A 19306-nucleotide genomic window follows, 5' to 3' on the forward strand; every position below is an offset into this window, starting at 1 on the left:
CTTAATTCTCCATGGGAATCAGAACCGACCCGCTCCCCGGTACAGCTCCAACTCCCCGTCCAACTCGACGGCGAGCACGGTGGCGTACGGATCGAGGTCCGCCGCGCCGGGCGGGTCGATCCACAGCACGCCGACGGCCTCGTGCAGACCGCCGACGACCCGGTGACCCAGCTCGGTGCCGGTGCCGAGCACGCTCACCCGGCGGACCTTCGTGGCCACGCCCCGCACCCCGATCTCGGCGCGCGGGGCGTCGAACAGGGTGAGGTAGAGGGTCCGGCGGTCGGCGGACAGCGTGCTGGGCCCGTAGTGGTGCCCGGCCGGCAGCCCGCGCACGGTCCCGTAGACGGCCTCGGAGTGCTTGCGGATCCACTCCCCCAGCCCCTCCAGGCGCTCGACCTGCGGCTGCGGGATGGTGCCGTCCTCCATCGGGCCGACGTCGAGCAGCAGGTTGCCGCCTCCGCCGATGGTCTCGGTGAAGTAGCGGACGAGCTGCGCGAGCGACTTGTGGTTGTGGTCGTGGTGTTGATATCCCCACGAGTCGTTGATCGTCAGGCACAGCTCCCACGGGCCGTCCGGCGGCACGATGGGGGCGCCCTGCTCGGGGGTGGCGTAGTCGCCCTCGCCGAGCATGCGGGCGTTGAAGACGACCTGCGGCGCGTACGACCGTATGAGCGCGGCCAGTTCGGGGATCCGCCACTGTTCCTCGCTGCGGTCCCACTCGCCGTCGAACCACATCAGGTCGGGGCGGTAGCGGGAGGCCAGTTCGCGGATCTGGCCGTCGCGGTAGGCGATGAAGCGTTCCCAGGCGACCAGGTCCTCGTCCTCGGCGGCGACCTCGGAGTAGCGGTTGTCCTCCTGCTCCGGCGGGCGGCCCGGCTTGCGCGTGGAGGCGTAGTCGGGGTGGTTCCAGTCGGAGTGCGAGTAGTAGAAGCCGACCTTGAGGTCCTTCTCGCGCAGGGCCTCGGCATAGCCGGAGAGATAGTCGCGGCCGAGGTTGAGGTCGCCGAACTCCGTGTCCCACAGGGCCACTCCGTCATGGTGACGGCTCGTCAGGACCGCGTACCTCGCGCCCGCCCGGGCGAACAGGTCCGCCCAGGCGCGCGGGTCGTACTTCGCGCCGGTGAAGCGCTCCAGCTGGGACATGTACCGCTCGTGCGGCACGATGTCGTCGTAGAACGACCAGGACTCCTGGACGCCGTCGACGGCATAGATGCCCCAGTGCACGAAGATCCCCAACTTGGCGTCGGTGAACCAGGGTTGCATGGCCAAGGTCAGCTCACCCCCGCCCGCTTCAGGCGCAGCGTGAGGATCTGGAAGGGGCGCAGCTCGACCAGGACACCGCCGCCGTCGACCGACGCGGTCTCCAGGGGCCGCTCCAGGAGGTCGGTCACCTCGGCGCCCGCGAGCGGGAAGCCGGTGCGCAGGACGCCCTGGGCGCGGCCGCCGCGGGACTCGTAGAGCCGGACGACGACGTCACCGGACTCGTCGTCGGCGAGCTTGACCGCCTCGACGGTGACGCCCTCACCGGTCACCGAGACGACCGGTTCCGGTGTGCCCGCCGAATCGGCGATGCGCAGCGGGAGGTTGAGCGCGTAGCCCTCGGCGACGGCGTCCTCGATGCTCGCGCCGGGCAGCAGCGAATAGGTAAAGCGATGGCGGCCCTGGTCGGCCCCGGGGTCCGGGACGCGCGGGGCGCGGACCAGGGAGAGGCGGACCGTGGTGGTCGTACCGCCGTCCTCGCGGACCGTGCGGGAGACGTCGTGGCCGTAGGTCGAGTCGTTGATGACGGCGACGCCGTAGCCGGGCTCGCCGATGTGCACCCAGCGGTGGCCGGAGACCTCGAAACGGGCTGCCTCCCAGGTGGTGTTGGTGTGCGTGGGCCGCTGGACATGGCCGAACGCGATCTCCGCCGAGGAGTGCGGGGCGCGGATGTCGACGGGGAAGCCGGCCTTGAGGAACTTCTCGGCCTCGTGCCAGTCGATGTCCGTCTCGAAGTCGATCCGGGGGCTGCCCGCGCGGACCGTGATCGTCTGGGTGATCTTCGAGCCCTTGCCGAAGGAGCGCGTGACGCGGATCGAGCCGAGCAGCGGATCCTCGTCGGCCACCTCGACGGAGTCGGCGTCCAGCAGGTCCGTGTAGCGGTTCTTGTAGTGCTTGTCGACGTCCCAGGCGTCCCAGTAGTTGGGGAGGTCGGTGTGCAGACGCAGCAGGTTGCCCTGCTCGGCGAGGACTTCACGGCCGCCCGCGCGCAGGTCGCGCACCGAGGAGAGGGTGCCGTCCTCGGCGACCTCGACCCGGATCAGACCGTTGTCGAGGACGCGGCCCGTGATGGTCACCGGCTGCGGCGGCTCGGCGTCGGTGAGGGGCGCGCTGCCGCTGCCGGGCACCTCGACGTACGCGGCGACACCCGCCGCCGTACGCACGACCTCGGCGCGGTCGAACGGGCCGGCGTTGAACACCCGGGTCCCGTCGGCGCCCAGCGCGGCCACCGCCTCGGCGGTCAGCGCCTCCAACTCCTGGGCCACACGGGCATATTCGGCCTCGGCCTCGCGGTGCACCCAGGCGATCGAGGAGCCCGGCAGGATGTCGTGGAACTGGTGCAGCAGGACCGTCTTCCAGAGGCGGTCCAGCTTCTCGTACGGGTAGCTGTAGTCCGGCGCGTGCAGGGCGGCCGTGGTGGCCCACAACTCGGCCTCGCGCAGCTTGTGTTCGCTGCGTCGGTTGCCCTGCTTGGTGCGGGCCTGCGAGGTGTAGGTGGCGCGGTGCAGCTCCAGGTAGAGCTCGCCGACCCAGACGGGGGCGTCCGGGTACTCGGCGCAGGCCTTGGCGAAGAAGGCGTCGGGGTGCTCGATCTCGACCTTCGCCGAGCCCTCCAGGTCCTTCAACCGGCGGGCCCGCTCCATGATTTCGCGGGTGGGGCCGCCACCGCCGTCGCCCCAGCCGAAGGGGGCCAGGGAGCGGGTGGCGTTGCCCTTCTCCTGGTAGTTGCGGACCGCGCGGGACATCTCCTCGCCGCTGAAGCGGGCGTTGTAGGTGTCGACGGGCGGGAAGTGGGTGAAGATGCGGGTGCCGTCGATGCCCTCCCACCAGAAGGTGTGGTGGGGGAACTTGTTGGTCTGGTTCCAGGAGATCTTCTGGGTCAGGAACCAGTCGTTGCCCGCGAGCTTGGCGAGCTGCGGGTAGGCCGCGTTGTAGCCGAAGGAGTCGGGCAGCCAGACGCCCTTGGTCTCGACGCCGAAGTGCTCGATGAAGAACCGCTTGCCGTGGATGAGTTGGCGGGCCACGGCCTCGCCGCCGGGCAGGTTGCCGTCGGCCTCGACCCACATGCCGCCGACCGGCGCCCACTGGCCCTTCTTCACGGACTCCTGGATGCGGCCCCACACCTGCGGGTAGTTGTCGCGCACCCACTCGTACTGCTGGGCCTGCGAGCAGGCGAAGATGAAGTCCTCGTACTCGTCGGCAAGCGACGTCACGTTGGAGAAGGTGCGGGACGTCTTGCGCTTGGTCTCGCGGATCGGCCACAGCCAGGCCGAGTCGATGTGCGCGTGGCCGACGCCGGAGATGACGTGCGCGCTGGCGTTGGCGGGCTTGGCGAGCACGGGCCGCAGCGCCTCGCGCACGGCGGCGGCCGAGCCGGCGATGTCGTCCAGGTCGAGCAGGTCCATCGCGCGGTCCAGGGCGTGCATGATCTCGTGCCGGCGCGGGTCGTGCTCGCCCAGCTCCAGCATCAGCTCGCGCAGCACCTGGATGTCGAGGTCGAGGTGCCAGACGTTCTCGTCGAGGACGGCGATGTCGGCGCGCTTGAAGGTGTAGAGCGGCTTGTCGCCGGCGGTGAGGACATCGCCGAGCAGGGTCGGCGCCGCGAAGTCGTTGGCGAGGATGTCCGGGTTGGAGGCGGCCTCGACCAGGTAGTCGATCTGCTCGCCGCCGACCGCCGGGTTGGCGATCGCCACGTACTGGTTGAGCGGGTTGACCGCCTTCAGCGGTGTCCCGTCGGTCAGGTGGACCAGCGCCTCGGCCTGGTTGCCGGGCCAGTCACCGACGAACCCGAGGTCGATGACCGACTCGACGCGCTTTCCGGCCCACTCCGCGGGCACCTGCCCACGCATCCGGAACCAGGTCGTCCCCCAGGGCGGGCCCCACGGGGTGTCCATCGCGAAGGGCTCGTACGGGGCGGCCGACGCCTCCTCGAAGGGCACCGGCTCGCCCGGCGCCTGCCAGGCCTCGACCTCGAAGGGGACGGAGGCCGCGTAGATCGCGGGCTTGATGCGCTGGTTGTGGAGGCGCTCGACGCGCTCCTCGATCCGGCGGCGTTCGTCGTGCATGGAAGTCTCCAGAAGAAGGATGGAAAGCGCTTTCCGGCGGTCGGCTACTTAAGATACGCCAGGCCCGGGTGGACCCCGGTGTAGCCCTCGACCAGCCGACGGGCCACGTTGACCGAGTCGACGAGCGGGTGCAGCGCGAACGCCTTCACGGCACTGGCGCGGGACCCGGACTCGGCGGCGGCGAGCACCTCGCGCTCGACCGCCTTCACCGCGCAGACCAGGCCGGTGGCGTGGTCGGGCAGCGGGTCCACCGTGACCGGGTGGGCGCCGTTGGCGTCGACCAGGCAGGGGACCTCGATGACGGCTTCCCCGTCCAGGGCGGAGAGGGTGCCGGCGTTGCGGACGTTGAGGATCAGGGTGGTGCGCTCGTCGCGGGCGATGGCCCGCATCAGCGCCAGGGCGACCTTCTCGTAGCCGCCGGACAGGTCGTCGGCCTCGCGCTCGCCGGCGCCGGCGGTCTCCCGGTTCTCGGCCATGTAGGTCGCCTCGCGCTCGGCGCGGGTGCTTTCCCAGGCGGTCAGCGCGCGGGCGCCGGGGTCGCGCATCCCCTCGTAGAAGGTCGCCTGCTGGTCGCGCAGGAAGGCGCCGCGGGTCTTCTCCACCTGCTGGTAGGAGCGGACGGCCTCGCGGTTGAAGTAGTAGTAGTGCAGGTACTCGTTCGGGATCGCGCCGAGCGACTGGAGCCAGTCGACGCCGAAGAGCTTGCCCTCCTCGAAGGAGCCGAGCAGGTCGGGGTCGGCCAGCAGCCGGGGCAGTTCGTCGCGTCCGGCGATCTTCAGGCCGCGGACCCAGCCGAGGTGGTTGAGACCGACGTAGTCGATCCACGCCTCCTTCGGGTTGCCGCCGAGGACGCGGGCGATACGGCGGCCGAGGCCGACCGGGGAGTCGCAGATGCCGATGACGCGGTCGCCGAGGTGGCGGGACATGGCCTCGGTGACCAGACCCGCGGGGTTGGTGAAGTTGATGACCCAGGCGTCGGGCGCGAGCCTGGCCACGCGACGGGCGATGTCCTCGGCGACCGGGACGGTGCGCAGTCCGTAGGCGATGCCGCCCGCACCGACCGTCTCCTGGCCGAGCACGCCCTCGGCGAGCGCCACCCGCTCGTCGTTCGCCCTGCCCTCCAGGCCGCCGACGCGGATCGCGGAGAAGACGAAGTCGGCGCCGCGCAGGGCCTCGTCGAGGTCGGTCGTCGCGGTCACCTCCGGGGCGTCCGGCACGTCCGCGGCCTGTTCGGCCAGGACCCGGGTCACCGCCGACAGCCGCCCCGCGTCCAGGTCGTGCAGCACCACCTGGGTGACCCGGCCCTCGGCATGGTCCGTCAGGAGCGCCCCGTACACGAGCGGGACCCGGAATCCGCCGCCGCCCAGAATCGTCAGCTTCACGCCTGCACCTCTCCTGCCGGCACGATCTCGACGCCCGCCTCCTCCAGGGAGGAGCGGGTCGTCGCGTCGACCGGCGCGTTCGTCACCACCACGTCCAGGTCCTCGGGACCGCAGACCTTCGCCATGCCCGTGCCCGGGAACTTCGCCTGGTCGGCGAGGAGGACGACCCGGTCGCTCGCCTCGATCATGGCTCGCTTGACCGGCACCTCGACGACCGTCGTGTCCATCACCTGCCCACCGGGCCGCACTCCACTGGTGCCGAGGAAGAGCCAGTCGGCATGGAGCTGGCGCAGGTTGTCCTCGGTGAGGAAGCCGACCAGGGAGCGGTACTCGCGGCGGACCATGCCGCCCAGGAGCACCAGCTCGATGCCCTCGTCGTCGGCGAGCTCCTCGTAGACCACCAGGTTGCTGGTGATCACCGTGAGGCGGCGGCCGTGCAGCTGTCGGGCCAGGCGGTAGGCGGTGGTGCCGATGTCGAGCAGCACCGACTGACCGTCCTTGACCATCGCCGCGGCCCGCGCCGCTATCGCGTCCTTCTCGGCCACCCGCACCCCGGCGACCTCGGCGAAGGGCTGGTCGCCCTCCTCCGCGACGGCGCCGCCGTGGACCCGGGTGAGCAGACCGTCCTCCTCCAGCTTGAGCAGGTCTCGCCTGATCGTGGCCGGGCTCACGCCCAGCTGCTCGGAGAGATCGGTCACGGCCGCGGGGCCACCGGAGCGCAGGGCCCGCAGGATGAGTTGATGTCGTCGTTCTGCCAGCACGCGCTGAACACTACTCGTCATCTTCAATCATTTCCATGCTCAGTTCTGCTCAACTATTGACCAATCTCGCAGAGGGGCGCACGATTCCCTGCATCGAATTTGAAGAGTTCTGACGAGAGGACCGCCTTCGTGTCCGAGGACCACGATCGGCCCGACGTGCTGCTGACAGGGCTGCTCTTCTACGACCTCGTCCTGACCGGCCTTGGCAAGCCCCCGACGCCCGGCGAGGAGATCTGGACGGCCGGCATGGGCTGCGGCCCCGGCGGCATCGCCAACCTGGCGGTCGCCGCGTCCCGGTTCGGCCTGCGCACCTCGCTGGCCACGGTCTTCGGGGACGACTTCTACGGCGCCTACTGCCACGACGTCCTGGCCGGTCAGGAAGGCGTCGACCTCTCGCTCTCCCGCGTCGCGGACGGCTGGCCCACCCCCGTCACCGTCTCCCTCGCGCACGGCCAGGACCGGGCCCTGGTCACCCACGGCCAGGAGCCCCCGTACTCGCAGGACGTGCTGATGGGCGACCCGCCCGAGGCGCGCACCGCCCTCGTGCACATCGAGGCGGAGCCCCGCGCCTGGCTCGCCAAGGCCGCCGCGAACGGCACGCAGATCTACGCCGATGTCGGCTGGGACCCCACCCAGCAGTGGTCCTCGGACCTCCTCGACCAGCTCGCTCTGTGCCACGCCTTCCTCCCCAACGAGACCGAGGCGATGGCCTACACCCGCACCGACAGCGCGGTGGCGGCCCTCGGCACGCTCTCCGAGCTGGTCCCGGTGGCGGTGGTCACGCGGGGCGGCGACGGTGCGGTCGCCGTCGACCAGATCACCGGCGAGTACGCGGAGGTCCCCGCCCTGGACGTCGACGTCCTCGACGCGACGGGCGCCGGTGACGTCTTCGGTGCGAGCTTCGTGACCGCCTCGCTGGCAGGCTGGCCGCTGGCGGAGCGGCTGCGGTTCGCCGTGCTCTCCGCCGGACTGTCGGTGCAGCACCACGGCGGGGCACTCGCGGCACCCGGCTGGTACGGCGTCGACCGCTGGTGGCGCTCGCTGACGGACCCGGACCTCAGGCGGCCGTACGGCTTCCTGGCGGACCGGCTCCCGACGGACGTCGGCCCGCCGGTGCGCCACGCCCCGGTCACCCCGCCGGCCCGGCACGACCCCTTCCCCCCACGCGACACCGCACGGCAGCACTGAATCCCCAACACCCCCCCACAAGCCCCTCGTTCGCACGTCCTGAAAAGATCCGAAAGGCGGTGGGAGCTGTGCGGCTCTCACGAAGAGGCCTGCTCCGCGCGGGCCTGGCCGGTACGGCCGCCACGGCGCTCGGCGGCCTGACGTCCGGCTGTGCCGTTCCGACCGGTTCCACCGGCCGGAACATGGTCCTGTGGTACTGGGACGGCGGCCTCGGCGACACGGTCCTGAAGAACGCCAAGGCCCGCTACGACAGCAACGTCGACCTCGAGGCCATCAAGATCGGCGGCTACTACCGGTCCAAGCTGATCACCACGATGGCGGGCAACGCCCACGTCCCCGACATCGCGGGCCTCAAAGGCGAGGACATGGCGTCCTACCTGCCCAACGCCAACCAGTTCGTGGACCTGCGCACGCTCGGCGCGGAAAAGTACAAGAGCCAGTACCTGGACTGGAAGTGGGACCAGGGCATCGCCGACGACGGCACGATGGTCGGCTTCCCGATCGACTGCGGTCCGGTGGCGCACTACTACCAGTTCGCCGTCTTCGACAAGGCCGGGCTGCCGTACGAACCGGACGACGTCTCCAAGGAGTTGAACACCTGGGAGAAGTTCTTCGCGGCCGGCGAGCAGCTGAAGAAGCGGATCCCGGGGACGTATCTGCTCAGTGACATCAACGCCGTGTTCGAGAACGTGGTGCAGCAGGGCAGCAAGCGGTACGTCGACAAGGACCGTCACTTCATCGGCGACCAGCAGCATGTGCGCGACGCCTGGGCGCTGGCCGTGGAGGCCAAGCGCCGCAGAATCGTCTCGGACCTGGTGAGCGGTACGCCGGACCAGTTGTCGGCGGTCCAGGACGGCAAGCTGCCCAGCCAGCTCAATGCCTCCTGGGCGACCAGCGACCTCAAGACCGGGGTGCCGAAGACCAAGGGCCGCTGGCGAGTGGCGCAGATGCCGGTGCGGCCCTCCAACAACGGCGGCTCGTTCCTGTCGATCACCAAGGAGTGCCGCGAGCCGGAGCAAGCGTTCCAGATCATCACGTGGATCCTGAACGCGGCCAACCAGGCCCAGGGCTTCGCCGACGCGGGACTCTTCCCCTCCACCCCCGCCTCGTACGAGCTCAAGACGCTCCGCCAGCCCGACCCGTTCTTCGGCGGTCAGGTCACGATGGACGTCTTCGGGCCCGCCGCGCAGAAGATCACGGTCGCCTACAACAGCCCCTTCGACATCGCGCTGGGGCAGCCCCTCAAGGACGAGATCAAGAACGTCGGGGTGCTCGGCAAGGACCCCAAGAAGGCCTGGAGTGACGCCATGAGCAAGTGCCGGCGGATCGCGAAGCACCTGGGGGTGAGCTACTGATGGCCACCGCACTGGACAAGCCCCCGGTCACCGTCGAGACGGTGTCGACCACCCGCCCCCGCACGGGTTTCCGCAAGTACTGGCATCTGTACGCGGCGATCTCCCCCTTCTATCTGCTCTTCCTCTGCTTCGGCCTGATCCCGGTCGGCTTCTCGCTCTACGTCTCCCTGCACCGCTGGGACGGCCTGGGCTCGATGGAGTGGGCCGGGCTCTCGCAGTACCAGTACCTGCTCGGCGACACCGACTTCTGGAACTCGGTCGGGAACACGATCATCATCTGGGCGCTGGCCACCTTCCCCATGATCTTCCTGGCGATGGTGACGGCCGTGATGCTCAACTCCGCGGTCCGCTTCAAGAACGTCTACCGCTTCGCCTACTTCCTGCCGAACGTCACCTCGGTGGTCGCCATCGCGATCATCTTCGGCTCGGTGTTCTCCACCAACTTCGGCCTGGTGAACGCCTTCCTGCAGGCGGTCGGCCTGGACCAGGTGGCCTGGCTGAACACCCCGTGGGGCATCAAGATCGCCATCGCCACGCTGATGACCTGGCAGTGGACCGGCTACAACGCGATCATCTTCCTCGCCGGACTGCAGACCATCCCGAGCGAGTTGTACGAGGCGGCGCGCATGGACGGCGCGGGACCCGTGCAGACCTTCTTCCGGATCACGCTGCCGATGATGCGGCCGGTGCTGCTGTTCGTGCTCATCATCTCGACGGTCACCGGCCTGCAGAGCTTCTCCGAACCGCAGGTGCTGCTGCAGACCACCGCCAACGACTCGACGTACGCGGGCGGTCCGGGTCACTCCGGCCAGACGATGGTCCTCTACTTCTTCCAGCAGACCTTCGACAACAACGACTTCGGCTACGGCGCCGCCGTGGCGTGGGGCATCTTCCTCGTCGTCATCATCTTCTCGATCGTCAACTGGCGCCTTGTGCAGCGCCGGGGCGAAGACTAGGGAGGCCGCGCCATGGCATCCATCAAGGGAACCCGCAGCCGCGGTATCGCGCTGCACGCCGTCCTGGTCGTCGGGCTGCTGCTCTCGGCCTTCCCGTTCTACTGGGCCGTCATCATGTCGACCCACACGACGTCCGAGATCTTCTCCTACCCGCCCAAGCTGCTGCCGAGTTCGCACTTCCTTCAGAACGCGCGCAGCCTCTTCGACAACATCGACTTCTTCGGCTCGATGTTCAACTCGCTGCTGGTGGCGGGGTCGGTGACCTTCCTGGTCCTGTTCTTCGACTCGCTGGCCGCGTTCGTCTTCGCCAAGTTCCAGTTCCCCGGCAAGAACGTGCTGTTCGCGCTGCTGATGGTCATCTTCATGGTGCCGGCGCAGCTCTCCGCGATCCCGCAGTTCGTGATCATGGCGAAGCTCGGCTGGATCGGCTCGATGACCGCGCTGATCGTGCCGGCGGCCGCCAACGCGTTCGGCATCTTCTGGATGCGCCAGTACATGAAGACCGCGATCCACGACGAACTCCTGGACGCCTCGCGCATCGACGGCGCCAACTTCCTGCGCCAGTACTGGCACGTGGCCCTCCCGGTGGTCCGCCCGGGTCTGGCCTTTCTCGGCATCTTCACCTTCATGGGCCAGTGGAACGACTACGCCTGGCCGCTGATCGCCCTCACCAACCCGGACAACGTCACCCTCCAGGTCGCGCTGTCCCAGCTCAACGGCACCCACGGCACGACCGACTACGGGATGGTCATGACCGGCGCCCTGCTCGCGCTCGTCCCGCTGCTGATCGTCTTCGCGATCGGTGCCCGCCAGATCATCGGGGACCTCGCCAAGGGAGCCATCAAGTGAGGGACAGGGACCCCCTGTTGGCGCTCCGCCCCTGGGAGGCACCTGAGGTGACCTCCTGGGGGCGGCTGCCCATGAACGCCGTCGACCGCCGCCGCGAGACGGTGCCGCTCGACGGCGACTGGCGCTTCCAGCTGCTGCCGAGCCCAGACGCACCGCTCGCCGCGGCCTGGTCGTCGACATACGTCCCCGGCGCCTGGACCGTGCAGGGCACCGACGACCTGCCGCAGTACACCAACGTCCAAATGCCGTTCGCCGAGTTCCCGCCGCACTCCCCCGCGGCCAACCCGACGGGCGTGTACGAGCGTGAGGTGGACGTACCCGCCGACTGGGCGGGGCGCCGGATCGTGCTCCAGGTCGGCGCCGCCGAGAGCGTGCTGCTCGTGCACGTGGACGGGCGGCCCGTCGGCGTCTCCAAGGACTCCCACCTGGCCGCCGAGTTCGACCTGAGCGCTGTCGTACGCGGCGGCGAGCGGGCCACCGTACGGCTCACCGTGGTCAAGTGGTCGGACGCCTCGCACATCGAGGACCAGGACCAGTGGTGGCACGGCGGGATCACCCGCTCGGTGCTGCTGTACGCGACGGATCCGCTGCATCTGGCCGACGTGAGCGTGCGGGCGTCCTTCGAGGGCGGGCTGCGGGTGGACTGCCTGGTGCGGGACGCGGGCGGTGCGCTGCCCGCGGATTGGTGGGTCAGCGGTGACCTGGACGGCCAACTCCTCGTGCAGAACGTGGAGTTCGACCGCGCCAACGCCGAGGACGACCGCGTATCCGACTTCCTCGGCGAGGCCCGCATCGACGCCGTCGTCCCCGAGGTCCGCACCTGGAACGCCGAGACGCCCGAGCTGTACGGCCTCACCGTCCGCCTGCACCACGCCGACGGAACGGTCGCCGACACCTCGTACCACCGGATCGGTTTCCGTGACGTCGAGATCGACGGGCGGGACCTGCTGGTCAACGGCGAGCGTGTGTACATCCGGGGCGTGAACCGGCACGACTTCCATCCGCTGACCGGCCGCACGGTGTCGTACGACGACATGCGCGCGGACCTGGTGCTGCTGAAACGGTTCGGCTTCAACGCGATCCGCACCTCGCACTACCCGAACGACCCCTCCCTCTACGACCTCGCGGACGAGCTGGGGTTCTACGTCGTCGACGAGGCGGACATCGAGTCGCACGACCACGCGCATGAGATCGCCGACGACCCGCGCTATCTGAACGCCTTCGTGGACCGGGTCGCGCGGATGGCGCTGCGGGACAAGAACCATCCGTCGATCATCATCTGGTCGCTGGGCAACGAGTCCGACTACGGGGCCAACCACGACGCGGCGGCGGGCTGGCTGCGCCGGCACGACCCGACGCGGCCCCTCCAGTACGAGGGGGCCGCCAAGCTGGGCTGGGCGGCGACGGACGACGCCTCCGACATCGCGTGTCCGATGTACGCGCCGCTGGAGGACTGCGTCGCGCACGCGCTGTCGGGACGGCAGACCCGGCCGCTCATCCAGTGCGAGTACTCGCACGCCATGGGCAACAGCAACGGCACGCTCTCCGACCATTGGGCCGCCATCGAGTCAACGCCAGGTCTTCAGGGTGGGTTCATCTGGGAGTTCTGGGACCACGGAATTCTGCAGAGCGTGAGCGACGGAAGACCCACCGGGCGCGCGGGCGCCGGGCTGTACGACAACGGTGTCGCTGCGCCCGGTCACCGCTGGGCGTACGGCGGCGACTTCGGCGAGACCATCCACGACGGCGCGTTCATCGCCGACGGGGTGGTCTTCCCCGACCGCACTCCCAAGCCCGTGCTGTTCGAGCACCGGGAGATCGCGGCCCCGCTGCGGATCGAGTGCTGTCGGCACGAGGGCATCGTGCTGGGCAACCACCAGCACTTCCGGGGCCTGGACTGGCTGAACGGCACCTGGGAGCTGGCCCTCGCCGACGGCCGTACGCTGACCGCGCCCGCCGTGCTGCCCGAGCTGGTGCCCGGCGAGACGGTCGCGGTGCCGCTGCCCTTCGAGGTGCCGCGCGACGGCGGCGAGGCCTGGCTGACGCTGCGGGTGACGACGGCCGAGGAACTGCCGTGGGCGCCGGTCGGCACCGAGGTGTGCGCGCCGCAGGTGCGGCTGCGCGGGCCCGTCGTACCCGAGGGCGTGCCGGTGGACCGGCCCGTCGAGGTGGACGGCGAGGGGCTGCTGCTGCATCCGCTGCTGACGGCCGCGCCGACGCTGTCCCTGTGGCGGGCGCCCACCGACAACGACGAACTGGGCGGGATGGCGCTGCGCTGGCGGACCTGGGGTCTTGACTCGCTGGTCCGCAAGGCCGTGTCGGTACGGCAGACCGGCCAGAGCGTGACCGTGCTCGCCGAGTACGCCGGCACGGGCGGTGTCGTGCGGCACCGGCAGGAGCTCACCCCGGTCGAGGGGGGCATCCGGATCGACGAAGAGGTCGAGCTGCCGGACGAGTTCGACGACGTGGCCCGGGTCGGCTCGGTGTTCGAGACCGTGGCGGGTCTTGACCTGCTGGAGTGGTTCGGGCAGGGGCCCTGGGAGTCGTACCCCGACCGCAGCGCGGGCGCGCCGGTCGGCCATCACGCCGTGCCCGTCGACGAGTTGTTCACCCCTTACCTGCGTCCGCAGGAGAGCGGCGGCCGGCACGGTGTGCGGCGCTTCACGCTCTCGGCCACGGACGCCACCGGACTCGCGGTCGCGCTGGACGAACCGCGCCAGGTCTCCGTCACCCGGTTCCGCGCCGACGACCTGACCACCACGACCCACCACGACGAACTGGCGCCGCGCGCCGGGTGCGTGGTGCACATCGACGCGGCGCACCGCGGTCTGGGCACCGCCTCCTGCGGCCCGGACACCTTCCCCTCGTACCGCATCGCACCGGGCCTCCACCGCTGGAGCTGGACCCTGCGCGTGCTGTAACTCCAGGCTTTCTCACGTCACTTACGGAGCACCCGTGTGTACTTCGCATGACCACAACCAGGGCGAGCCCACGCCCACCGGAGCCGGCAGACGCGGCTTCCTGCGCGCCACCGCGCTGCTCGGCGCCGCCGCCACGGCCGGGGTCGCGCTGCCGACCGTCGCCGAGGCGTCCGACAAGGGCGGCTGGCGTCCGGACCCGGACAGCCGGCGCTTCACGCTCGCCGTGATGCCCGACACCCAGTACCTCTTCGACGGGCCGAGCATCCACCCCGCGCCGCTCGAAGCCTCGTTGCGCTATCTGCTGGAACAGGGCAAGGACGACAACATCGTCTTCCTGAGCCACCTCGGCGACCTCACCCAGAACGGCGCCGAGGCCGAATTCGACGCCATCGGCGAGACGTTCGGGATCCTGGACCGGCGGGGCGTGGGCTACAGCGTCCTGGCCGGCAACCACGACGTGAACTCGTCCACGGACGACCAGCGCGGCTCGACGCCGTACCTGGACACCTTCGGGCCCAAGCGGTTCAAGGGCCGGAAGACCTTCGGCGGCGCGTCCGACGACGGCTACAACACCTACCACCTCTTCACGGCCGCCGGGCGCGAGTGGATGGTGCTCGCGCTGGACTGGCGGCTGTCGGCGAAGGGCTACGCCTGGGCGAAGGACGTCCTGGCCCGGCACCCGAAGACACCGGTCGTCCTCACCACGCACGAACTGGTCGTCGAGGACGACGCCCTGTCCGCGTACGGGCAGCAGCTGTGGGACCGACTGGTCGCCGACCACGACCAGATCTTCCTCGCGCTGGGCGGGCACTACTGGCCGGCCGGTCGGGCGGTCCGCAAGAACGCGGCGGGCCACGACGTCCACCTGCACCTGACGAACTATCAGAACCGGTACTTCGGCGGCGCGGCGATGATCCGCCTCTACCACTTCGACCTGGACCGCAACGTCATCGACGTCGAGACGGTCTCCCCGTGGATCCTAGGCCGGGCCGCCAAGGGCCTCAACGAGCTGGAGCGGCAGGAGATCGAACTCAGCGGCGACGCCGACCGGTTCTCCGTCGACATCGACTTCGCGGACCGCTTCGCCGGCTTCGCCCCGGTGCCGGCGCGCCCTGCCCGCCCGGCATCGCGGCTGCTGATCCCGGGCACGCAGGCGTACTGGCGCTTCGACGCGGCCCCCTCCGGCACGGTCCGTGACCTCTCCGGTCGGGGCAACGACCTCACCACGGTCTCGGTGGGCGGCGGCACGCTCGGCTGGTCGGCGGACCACCATCCCGACCAACCCGGCCACGGCAGCCTGGAGTTCACCGGCTTCAAGTCCCCGCTGAAGGGGGCGTACCTCAAGACGGTCGACAAGGCGCCGCTCAACTCGGCGACCTTCAAGGACGGTTACACCATCGAGGCGTTCTACCGGCTGCCGGCCGACTGGGACCCCGACCACAACGCCTGGTCCGGCATCGTCAGCCGCACCGGCACGGGCGGCGCGGCAGGCAGGACCGGTGACGACCCCGACGAGCCGCTCGCCACGCTGTCGCTGTCCAACGACCGCGAACCGCAGTGGGCGATGCGCCCGCTCAACCAGCAGGGCATCGCCACCAACTGGGGTCAGGAGACCCCGCTGGAGACCTGGTGGCACCTCGCCGTCGTCAACGACGGCAGGCACACGACCCTCTACGTCGAGGGCTGCCCGGTCGTCCGCAATCCGAGGCCGGCCGCCGTCGGCATCACCTCCGTCGGCCTGCCGTGGCTGCTCGGCGGCTACACGTACGCCGACAAGATCGACCAGATCCTGCACGGCCGCCTCGGCGATGTGCGGATCGTCTCGCGGGCGCTGCCCGTCACGTCCTTCATGACCCACTGACGCCCTCGAAGAGGACCTTCCACGATCATGACCGAGCAGCAGCTGCCCGTCTGGGCCGACCCGTCCGTCTCCCCCGCCGCCCTCGACGCCCAGGGCGTCTCGCGGCGCCAACTCCTGCGCCGCGCGGGCCTGTTCGGCGCCGCGTTCGCCCTCGGTTCGGCCGCGACGCCCGCCCTCGCCGCCGACCGCGGCGGCTTCGGCGGCAACGACCCGCGCCTGGCCTACCTGGTCGGCGACCACCACGTGCACTCCGTCTACAGCCACGACGCGAAGTACACCTTCTCCCAGCAGGCCAGGGCCGCCGCCAAGTACGGCCTGGACTGGATGGTGTTCAACGAGCACTCCAACTTCGGACACGCCGCCTACGGCGCCGCGCTGGAGCACAAGGAGATCCTCAAGGCCCGCGCGCAGAACCCGCGTCAGCTGATCTTCCAGGGCCTGGAGTGGTACATCCCGGCCGCCGAGCACTGCACGGTGTTCGCCGCGCCGGGCCGGCACGAGGTGGACCTGCTCACGAGGTTCGAGCTCGCCTACGACGGCAAGCTGCTGGGCTACGACAAGGGCGGCGTCGCCGACGCGGACACCGCCCGCAACGAGGCCCATGCCGTCAAGGCCATCAAGTGGCTGGCCGAGCAGCGCCGTTCGGGCTACGTCGACGACGTCCTGGTCCTCGCCAACCACCCGCTGCGCCTCGGCATCGACTCCCCGCACGAGATCCGCAACTGGCGCGACGCGGCCCCCGAGATCATGATCGGCATGGAGGGCGCACCCGGCGCCCAGGGCGCGGCGATCCCCGGCTGGCGCGGCGCCACCTCGATCCGCGGCGAGTACGAGAACAAGCCCTCTGCGCAGTCCTGGGCGGGCTACCCGGCCGATGCCTACCTCACGTACGGCGGCTTCGACTGGGCGACCGCGACCGTCGGCGGGCTGTGGGACTCGATGCTGGCCGAGGGCAGGCTGTTCTCGATCAGCACCAACTCCGACAACCACCGCACCGTCTTCGACACCTGGGCCAACGGCGCCTGGCCCGACGGCCAGAACTTCGACAACACCGGCAAGCTGCCCGACCCGGTGAACACCGACACCCCGCAGCCCGGCAGCGACTTCTGGCCCGGCGAGTTCAGCCGCACCCACGTGGGCGTGACCCGCTACGGCTACACCGCCGTGATGGCGGGCCTGCGCGCGGGCCGGGTCTGGCTCGACCAGGGGCATCTCCTCGACGGACTCGACGTGCGGGTCAAGCGGGACTGCGACGCCGGTCGCGGTGTCACCCTCGGCGGCCGGCTGCGCGTGCGCAAGGGCGAGAAGATCACCCTGTACGTGACGGTGACGAGCGCCTCCCGGGCCAACCCGCAAGGGATCCTGCCCGAGTTGGCGCACGTCGACGTCATCCGGGGCGCGGTGCGCGGCAAGGTGAGCGACCGGGACACCTGGAAGGCGCCGGACACCAAGGTCGTCCACTCCAAGGACGTGTCGGGCCGCAAGGGGACGTACACCCTGCGCATCCCGCTGACCGCCGGGGACGAGTCCTTCTACGTCCGACTGCGCGGCAGCGACGGCAACCGGCACGGTGCCGGTTACCTCGGCGCCTCCGTCGACCCGCACGGCCCGATCACGCACGAGCCCGGCAACGGTGACCCGTGGGCGGACACGTGGTTCTACTCCAACCCCGTCTTCGTCGACGTGGCGGGTGGCCGCTGAGGCGTGAACTCCCCTTAGGGATCAGGCGTAGAACCTTGACAGGCTCTGCAGGACGGCGGCGGGCTTCCCGCCGCCGTCTATCTCTATCGCCCCGTCGACGGTGATCTGCACCCCGCCCGGTACGTCCTCGACCGCCGCCAGCTTTGCCATCAGCCGGATGCGCGAGCCGACCTTGACCGGCGAGGGGAAACGCACCTTGTTCAGGCCGTAGTTGACCTTCGTGGTGACGCCCTGGACGTCCAACAGCTCGGTGAACAGGGGGATGAAGAGGGACAGGGTCAGGTAGCCGTGGGCGATGGGCGCGCCGAAGGGACCCTGAGCCGCCTTCTCCGGGTCCACGTGGATCCACTGGTGGTCGCCTGTCGCGTCGGCGAAGGTGTCGATCCGCTCCTGCGTGACCTCGATCCACTCACTGGTGCCGAGGTCGCTGCCGGCGAGCTTCTTGAGTTCGTCGAGGCCGTTGACGGTGATGCTCATAAGTAGCCTGTTCCTTAGGGGAGTTACCGGTCACCGAAGCGCTTGCGCACCCGGGACTTGAGGAGCTTGCCGGAGGCGGTGCGCGGGAGTTCGTCCGCGAGCACGACCGACTTCGGGATCTTGTACTTGGCGAGCCGACCGGAGAGGGAGGCGAGCACCTCGTCCATATCCAGCGAAGCGCCCTCGCGCGGCACGACGACCGCCCGCGGCACCTCGCCCCACTTCTCGTCCGGCACACCGATGACCGCGCACTCGACGATGTCGGGGTGGGCGAGGAGCAGGTCCTCGATCTCGGCGGGGTAGATGTTCTCGCCACCGGAGATGATCATGTCCTTGATTCGGTCGACGATGTGGACGTACCCGTCCTCGTCGATGCGGGCCGCGTCCCCGCTGCGGAACCAGCCGTCCATGAAGGAGCCGGCCGTCTCCTCGGGCAGCCCCCAGTAGCCGGGCATGACGTGCGGCCCGCGGACCACCACCTCGCCGGTCTCACCGATGTCGACGGGCACCAAGTCCGGCCGTACGACCCGCACATCGCTGAAGAAGTGCGGCACGCCTGCCGAACCCGCCTTGCTCACCGCGTGTTCGGCGTCCAGGAACAGCGTGCCGGGGGACGCCTCCGTCATGCCGTAGCCCTGGAGGAAGGTCAGCCCGCGCTCCTGGTAGGCGGCGATCAGCGGGGTCGGCACTGGGGAGCCGCCGCAGGTCAGGATGCGCAGGGAGGACAGGTCGGCGGCCGGCCAGTGCGGGTGCCGGGCCACCTGGTCGAACATCGTCGGCACCCCGAACATGAAGGTGATCCGGTGCCGTTGGATCAGGTCGAGGGTCTCGGCCGGGTCGAAGGCCCCGACCAGGACACAGGTGCCGCCCTTGAGCAGGACCGGGAGCGTCAGCATGTTCAGGCCCGCGGTGTGGAACAACGGGGCGCAGACCAGGGCGCGTTCGTCGGCGATCAGGTCGGTGTCGACGAGGACGTTGACCGCGTTCCAGGTCAGGTTGCCGTGAGTGAGCATCGCGCCCTTGGGGCGGCCGGTCGTGCCCGAGGTGTACATGATGACGCAGGTGTCGTCGGGCGCGACCGGCTCGTCGATGGGCTCGGCCGCGGCCGACGTCAGCAACTCCTCGTATTCGGCGCCGACTTCGATGTAGGTCCGTACGTCGGTGCTGCCCGGCAGTCCGGCGACGAGCCCGGTGTGCGAGGGCCCGTGGACGAGGGCCTTGGCGCCGGAGTCGGCGAGCTGGTAGGCGATCTCGGGCCCGGTCAGGCGGGTGTTGAGGGGGACGAAGACCGCGCCGAGCGTGCCCGCCGCGAACAGGGTCTCCAGGTAGGTGGGGTGGTTGGGGCCGAGGTAGGCGACGCGGTCGCCGCGCCGGATGCCGCGGGCGCGCAGGGCGTGGGCGAGGCGGGTGGTGCGGTCGTACAGCTCCGCGTACGTGAGCGTGGTGGCGCCGTGGATCAGGGCGGTGCGGTGCGGGGTCTTGCGGGCCCGGCGTGCGGGCCACGACCCCAGTCCCTCGTTGCGCATGTCC

General features: G+C 70.0%; 13 protein-coding genes. 7 read left to right on the forward strand and 6 right to left on the reverse strand.

Features of this window, described 5'->3' with window-relative positions; genetic code table 11:
• Positions 1-18: 18 nt before the first annotated feature.
• From M2283_RS01675 to M2283_RS01690, 4 genes are read right to left on the reverse strand one after another with little or no spacing between them, the layout of a single operon-like run.
• Entirely contained in the window at positions 19-1269 is a 1251-nt protein-coding gene (locus tag M2283_RS01675) for an alpha-L-fucosidase (RefSeq protein WP_280874102.1), read from the reverse strand.
• A 2-nt stretch (positions 1270-1271) separates the two neighbouring features.
• Positions 1272-4325, reverse strand: a complete 3054-nt coding sequence (locus M2283_RS01680; RefSeq protein ID WP_280874103.1) for an alpha-mannosidase — start codon at positions 4323-4325, stop codon at positions 1272-1274.
• Between the two features lie 44 nt (positions 4326-4369).
• Positions 4370-5707: a 6-phospho-beta-glucosidase gene (locus M2283_RS01685; RefSeq protein ID WP_280874104.1), complete on the reverse strand. Its 1338-nt coding sequence runs from the start codon at positions 5705-5707 to the stop codon at positions 4370-4372.
• Positions 5704-6468, reverse strand: coding sequence for a DeoR/GlpR family DNA-binding transcription regulator (locus M2283_RS01690; RefSeq protein WP_280874105.1), 765 nt, complete (start codon positions 6466-6468; stop codon positions 5704-5706). Before M2283_RS01690 ends, M2283_RS01685 begins: the two co-directional genes overlap by 4 nt.
• A gap of 129 nt (positions 6469-6597) precedes the next feature.
• Between M2283_RS01690 and M2283_RS01695 the strand changes: the two genes are divergently transcribed.
• The 7 genes from M2283_RS01695 (at position 6598) to M2283_RS01725 (ending at position 17299) form a co-directional block, all read left to right on the forward strand.
• Positions 6598-7656, forward strand: a complete 1059-nt coding sequence (locus M2283_RS01695) for a carbohydrate kinase family protein (protein ID WP_280874106.1) — start codon at positions 6598-6600, stop codon at positions 7654-7656.
• 68 nt (positions 7657-7724) lie between these two features.
• Positions 7725-9011 (forward strand): ABC transporter substrate-binding protein, encoded by a 1287-nt coding sequence (locus M2283_RS01700; RefSeq protein WP_280874107.1) that lies wholly within the window; start codon positions 7725-7727, stop codon positions 9009-9011.
• Positions 9011-9967, forward strand: coding sequence for a carbohydrate ABC transporter permease (locus M2283_RS01705; protein WP_280874108.1), 957 nt, complete (start codon positions 9011-9013; stop codon positions 9965-9967). The genes M2283_RS01700 and M2283_RS01705 overlap by 1 nt, the downstream gene beginning before the upstream one ends.
• 12 nt (positions 9968-9979) lie before the next feature.
• A complete protein-coding gene (locus M2283_RS01710; protein WP_280874109.1) occupies positions 9980-10816 on the forward strand; it encodes a carbohydrate ABC transporter permease in 837 nt (278 codons plus the stop codon).
• Positions 10813-13737 carry a glycoside hydrolase family 2 TIM barrel-domain containing protein gene (locus tag M2283_RS01715; protein WP_280874110.1) on the forward strand — a complete coding sequence of 975 codons (2925 nt, stop codon included), beginning with the start codon at positions 10813-10815 and terminating at the stop codon, positions 13735-13737. The genes M2283_RS01710 and M2283_RS01715 overlap by 4 nt, the downstream gene beginning before the upstream one ends.
• A gap of 34 nt (positions 13738-13771) precedes the next feature.
• On the forward strand, positions 13772-15598 hold the full coding sequence (locus M2283_RS01720; protein WP_280874111.1) for a LamG-like jellyroll fold domain-containing protein: 1827 nt from the start codon (positions 13772-13774) through the stop codon (positions 15596-15598).
• Between the two features lie 27 nt (positions 15599-15625).
• Entirely contained in the window at positions 15626-17299 is a 1674-nt protein-coding gene (locus M2283_RS01725) for a PHP domain-containing protein (protein WP_280874112.1), read from the forward strand.
• Between the two features lie 21 nt (positions 17300-17320).
• Here M2283_RS01725 and M2283_RS01730 read toward each other — a convergent pair whose 3' ends face one another.
• Both M2283_RS01730 and menE read right to left on the reverse strand, forming a co-directional pair.
• Positions 17321-17776: a MaoC family dehydratase gene (locus tag M2283_RS01730; RefSeq protein WP_280874113.1), complete on the reverse strand. Its 456-nt coding sequence runs from the start codon at positions 17774-17776 to the stop codon at positions 17321-17323.
• Positions 17777-17799: 23 nt separating this feature from the next.
• A complete protein-coding gene (gene menE / locus M2283_RS01735; protein WP_280874114.1) occupies positions 17800-19302 on the reverse strand; it encodes an o-succinylbenzoate--CoA ligase in 1503 nt (500 codons plus the stop codon).
• Between the last annotated feature and the right edge of the window lie 4 nt (positions 19303-19306).

The sequence above is a fragment of the Streptomyces pseudovenezuelae genome (assembly GCF_029892565.1).
GTDB classification, from domain to species: Bacteria; Actinomycetota; Actinomycetes; order Streptomycetales; family Streptomycetaceae; genus Streptomyces; species Streptomyces pseudovenezuelae_A.

What these genes read in the sequence shown, in the direction of transcription:
- M2283_RS01680 (WP_280874103.1), bottom strand. Translation starts at nt 4,325, where the DNA reads ATGCACGACGAACGCCGCCGGATCGAGGAGCGCGTCGAGCGCCTCCAC.
- M2283_RS01705 (WP_280874108.1), top strand. Translation starts at nt 9,011, where the DNA reads ATGGCCACCGCACTGGACAAGCCCCCGGTCACCGTCGAGACGGTGTCG.
- M2283_RS01710 (WP_280874109.1), top strand. Translation starts at nt 9,980, where the DNA reads ATGGCATCCATCAAGGGAACCCGCAGCCGCGGTATCGCGCTGCACGCC.
- M2283_RS01725 (WP_280874112.1), top strand. Translation starts at nt 15,626, where the DNA reads ATGACCGAGCAGCAGCTGCCCGTCTGGGCCGACCCGTCCGTCTCCCCC.
- M2283_RS01730 (WP_280874113.1), bottom strand. Translation starts at nt 17,776, where the DNA reads ATGAGCATCACCGTCAACGGCCTCGACGAACTCAAGAAGCTCGCCGGC.
- menE (WP_280874114.1), bottom strand. Translation starts at nt 19,302, where the DNA reads ATGCGCAACGAGGGACTGGGGTCGTGGCCCGCACGCCGGGCCCGCAAG.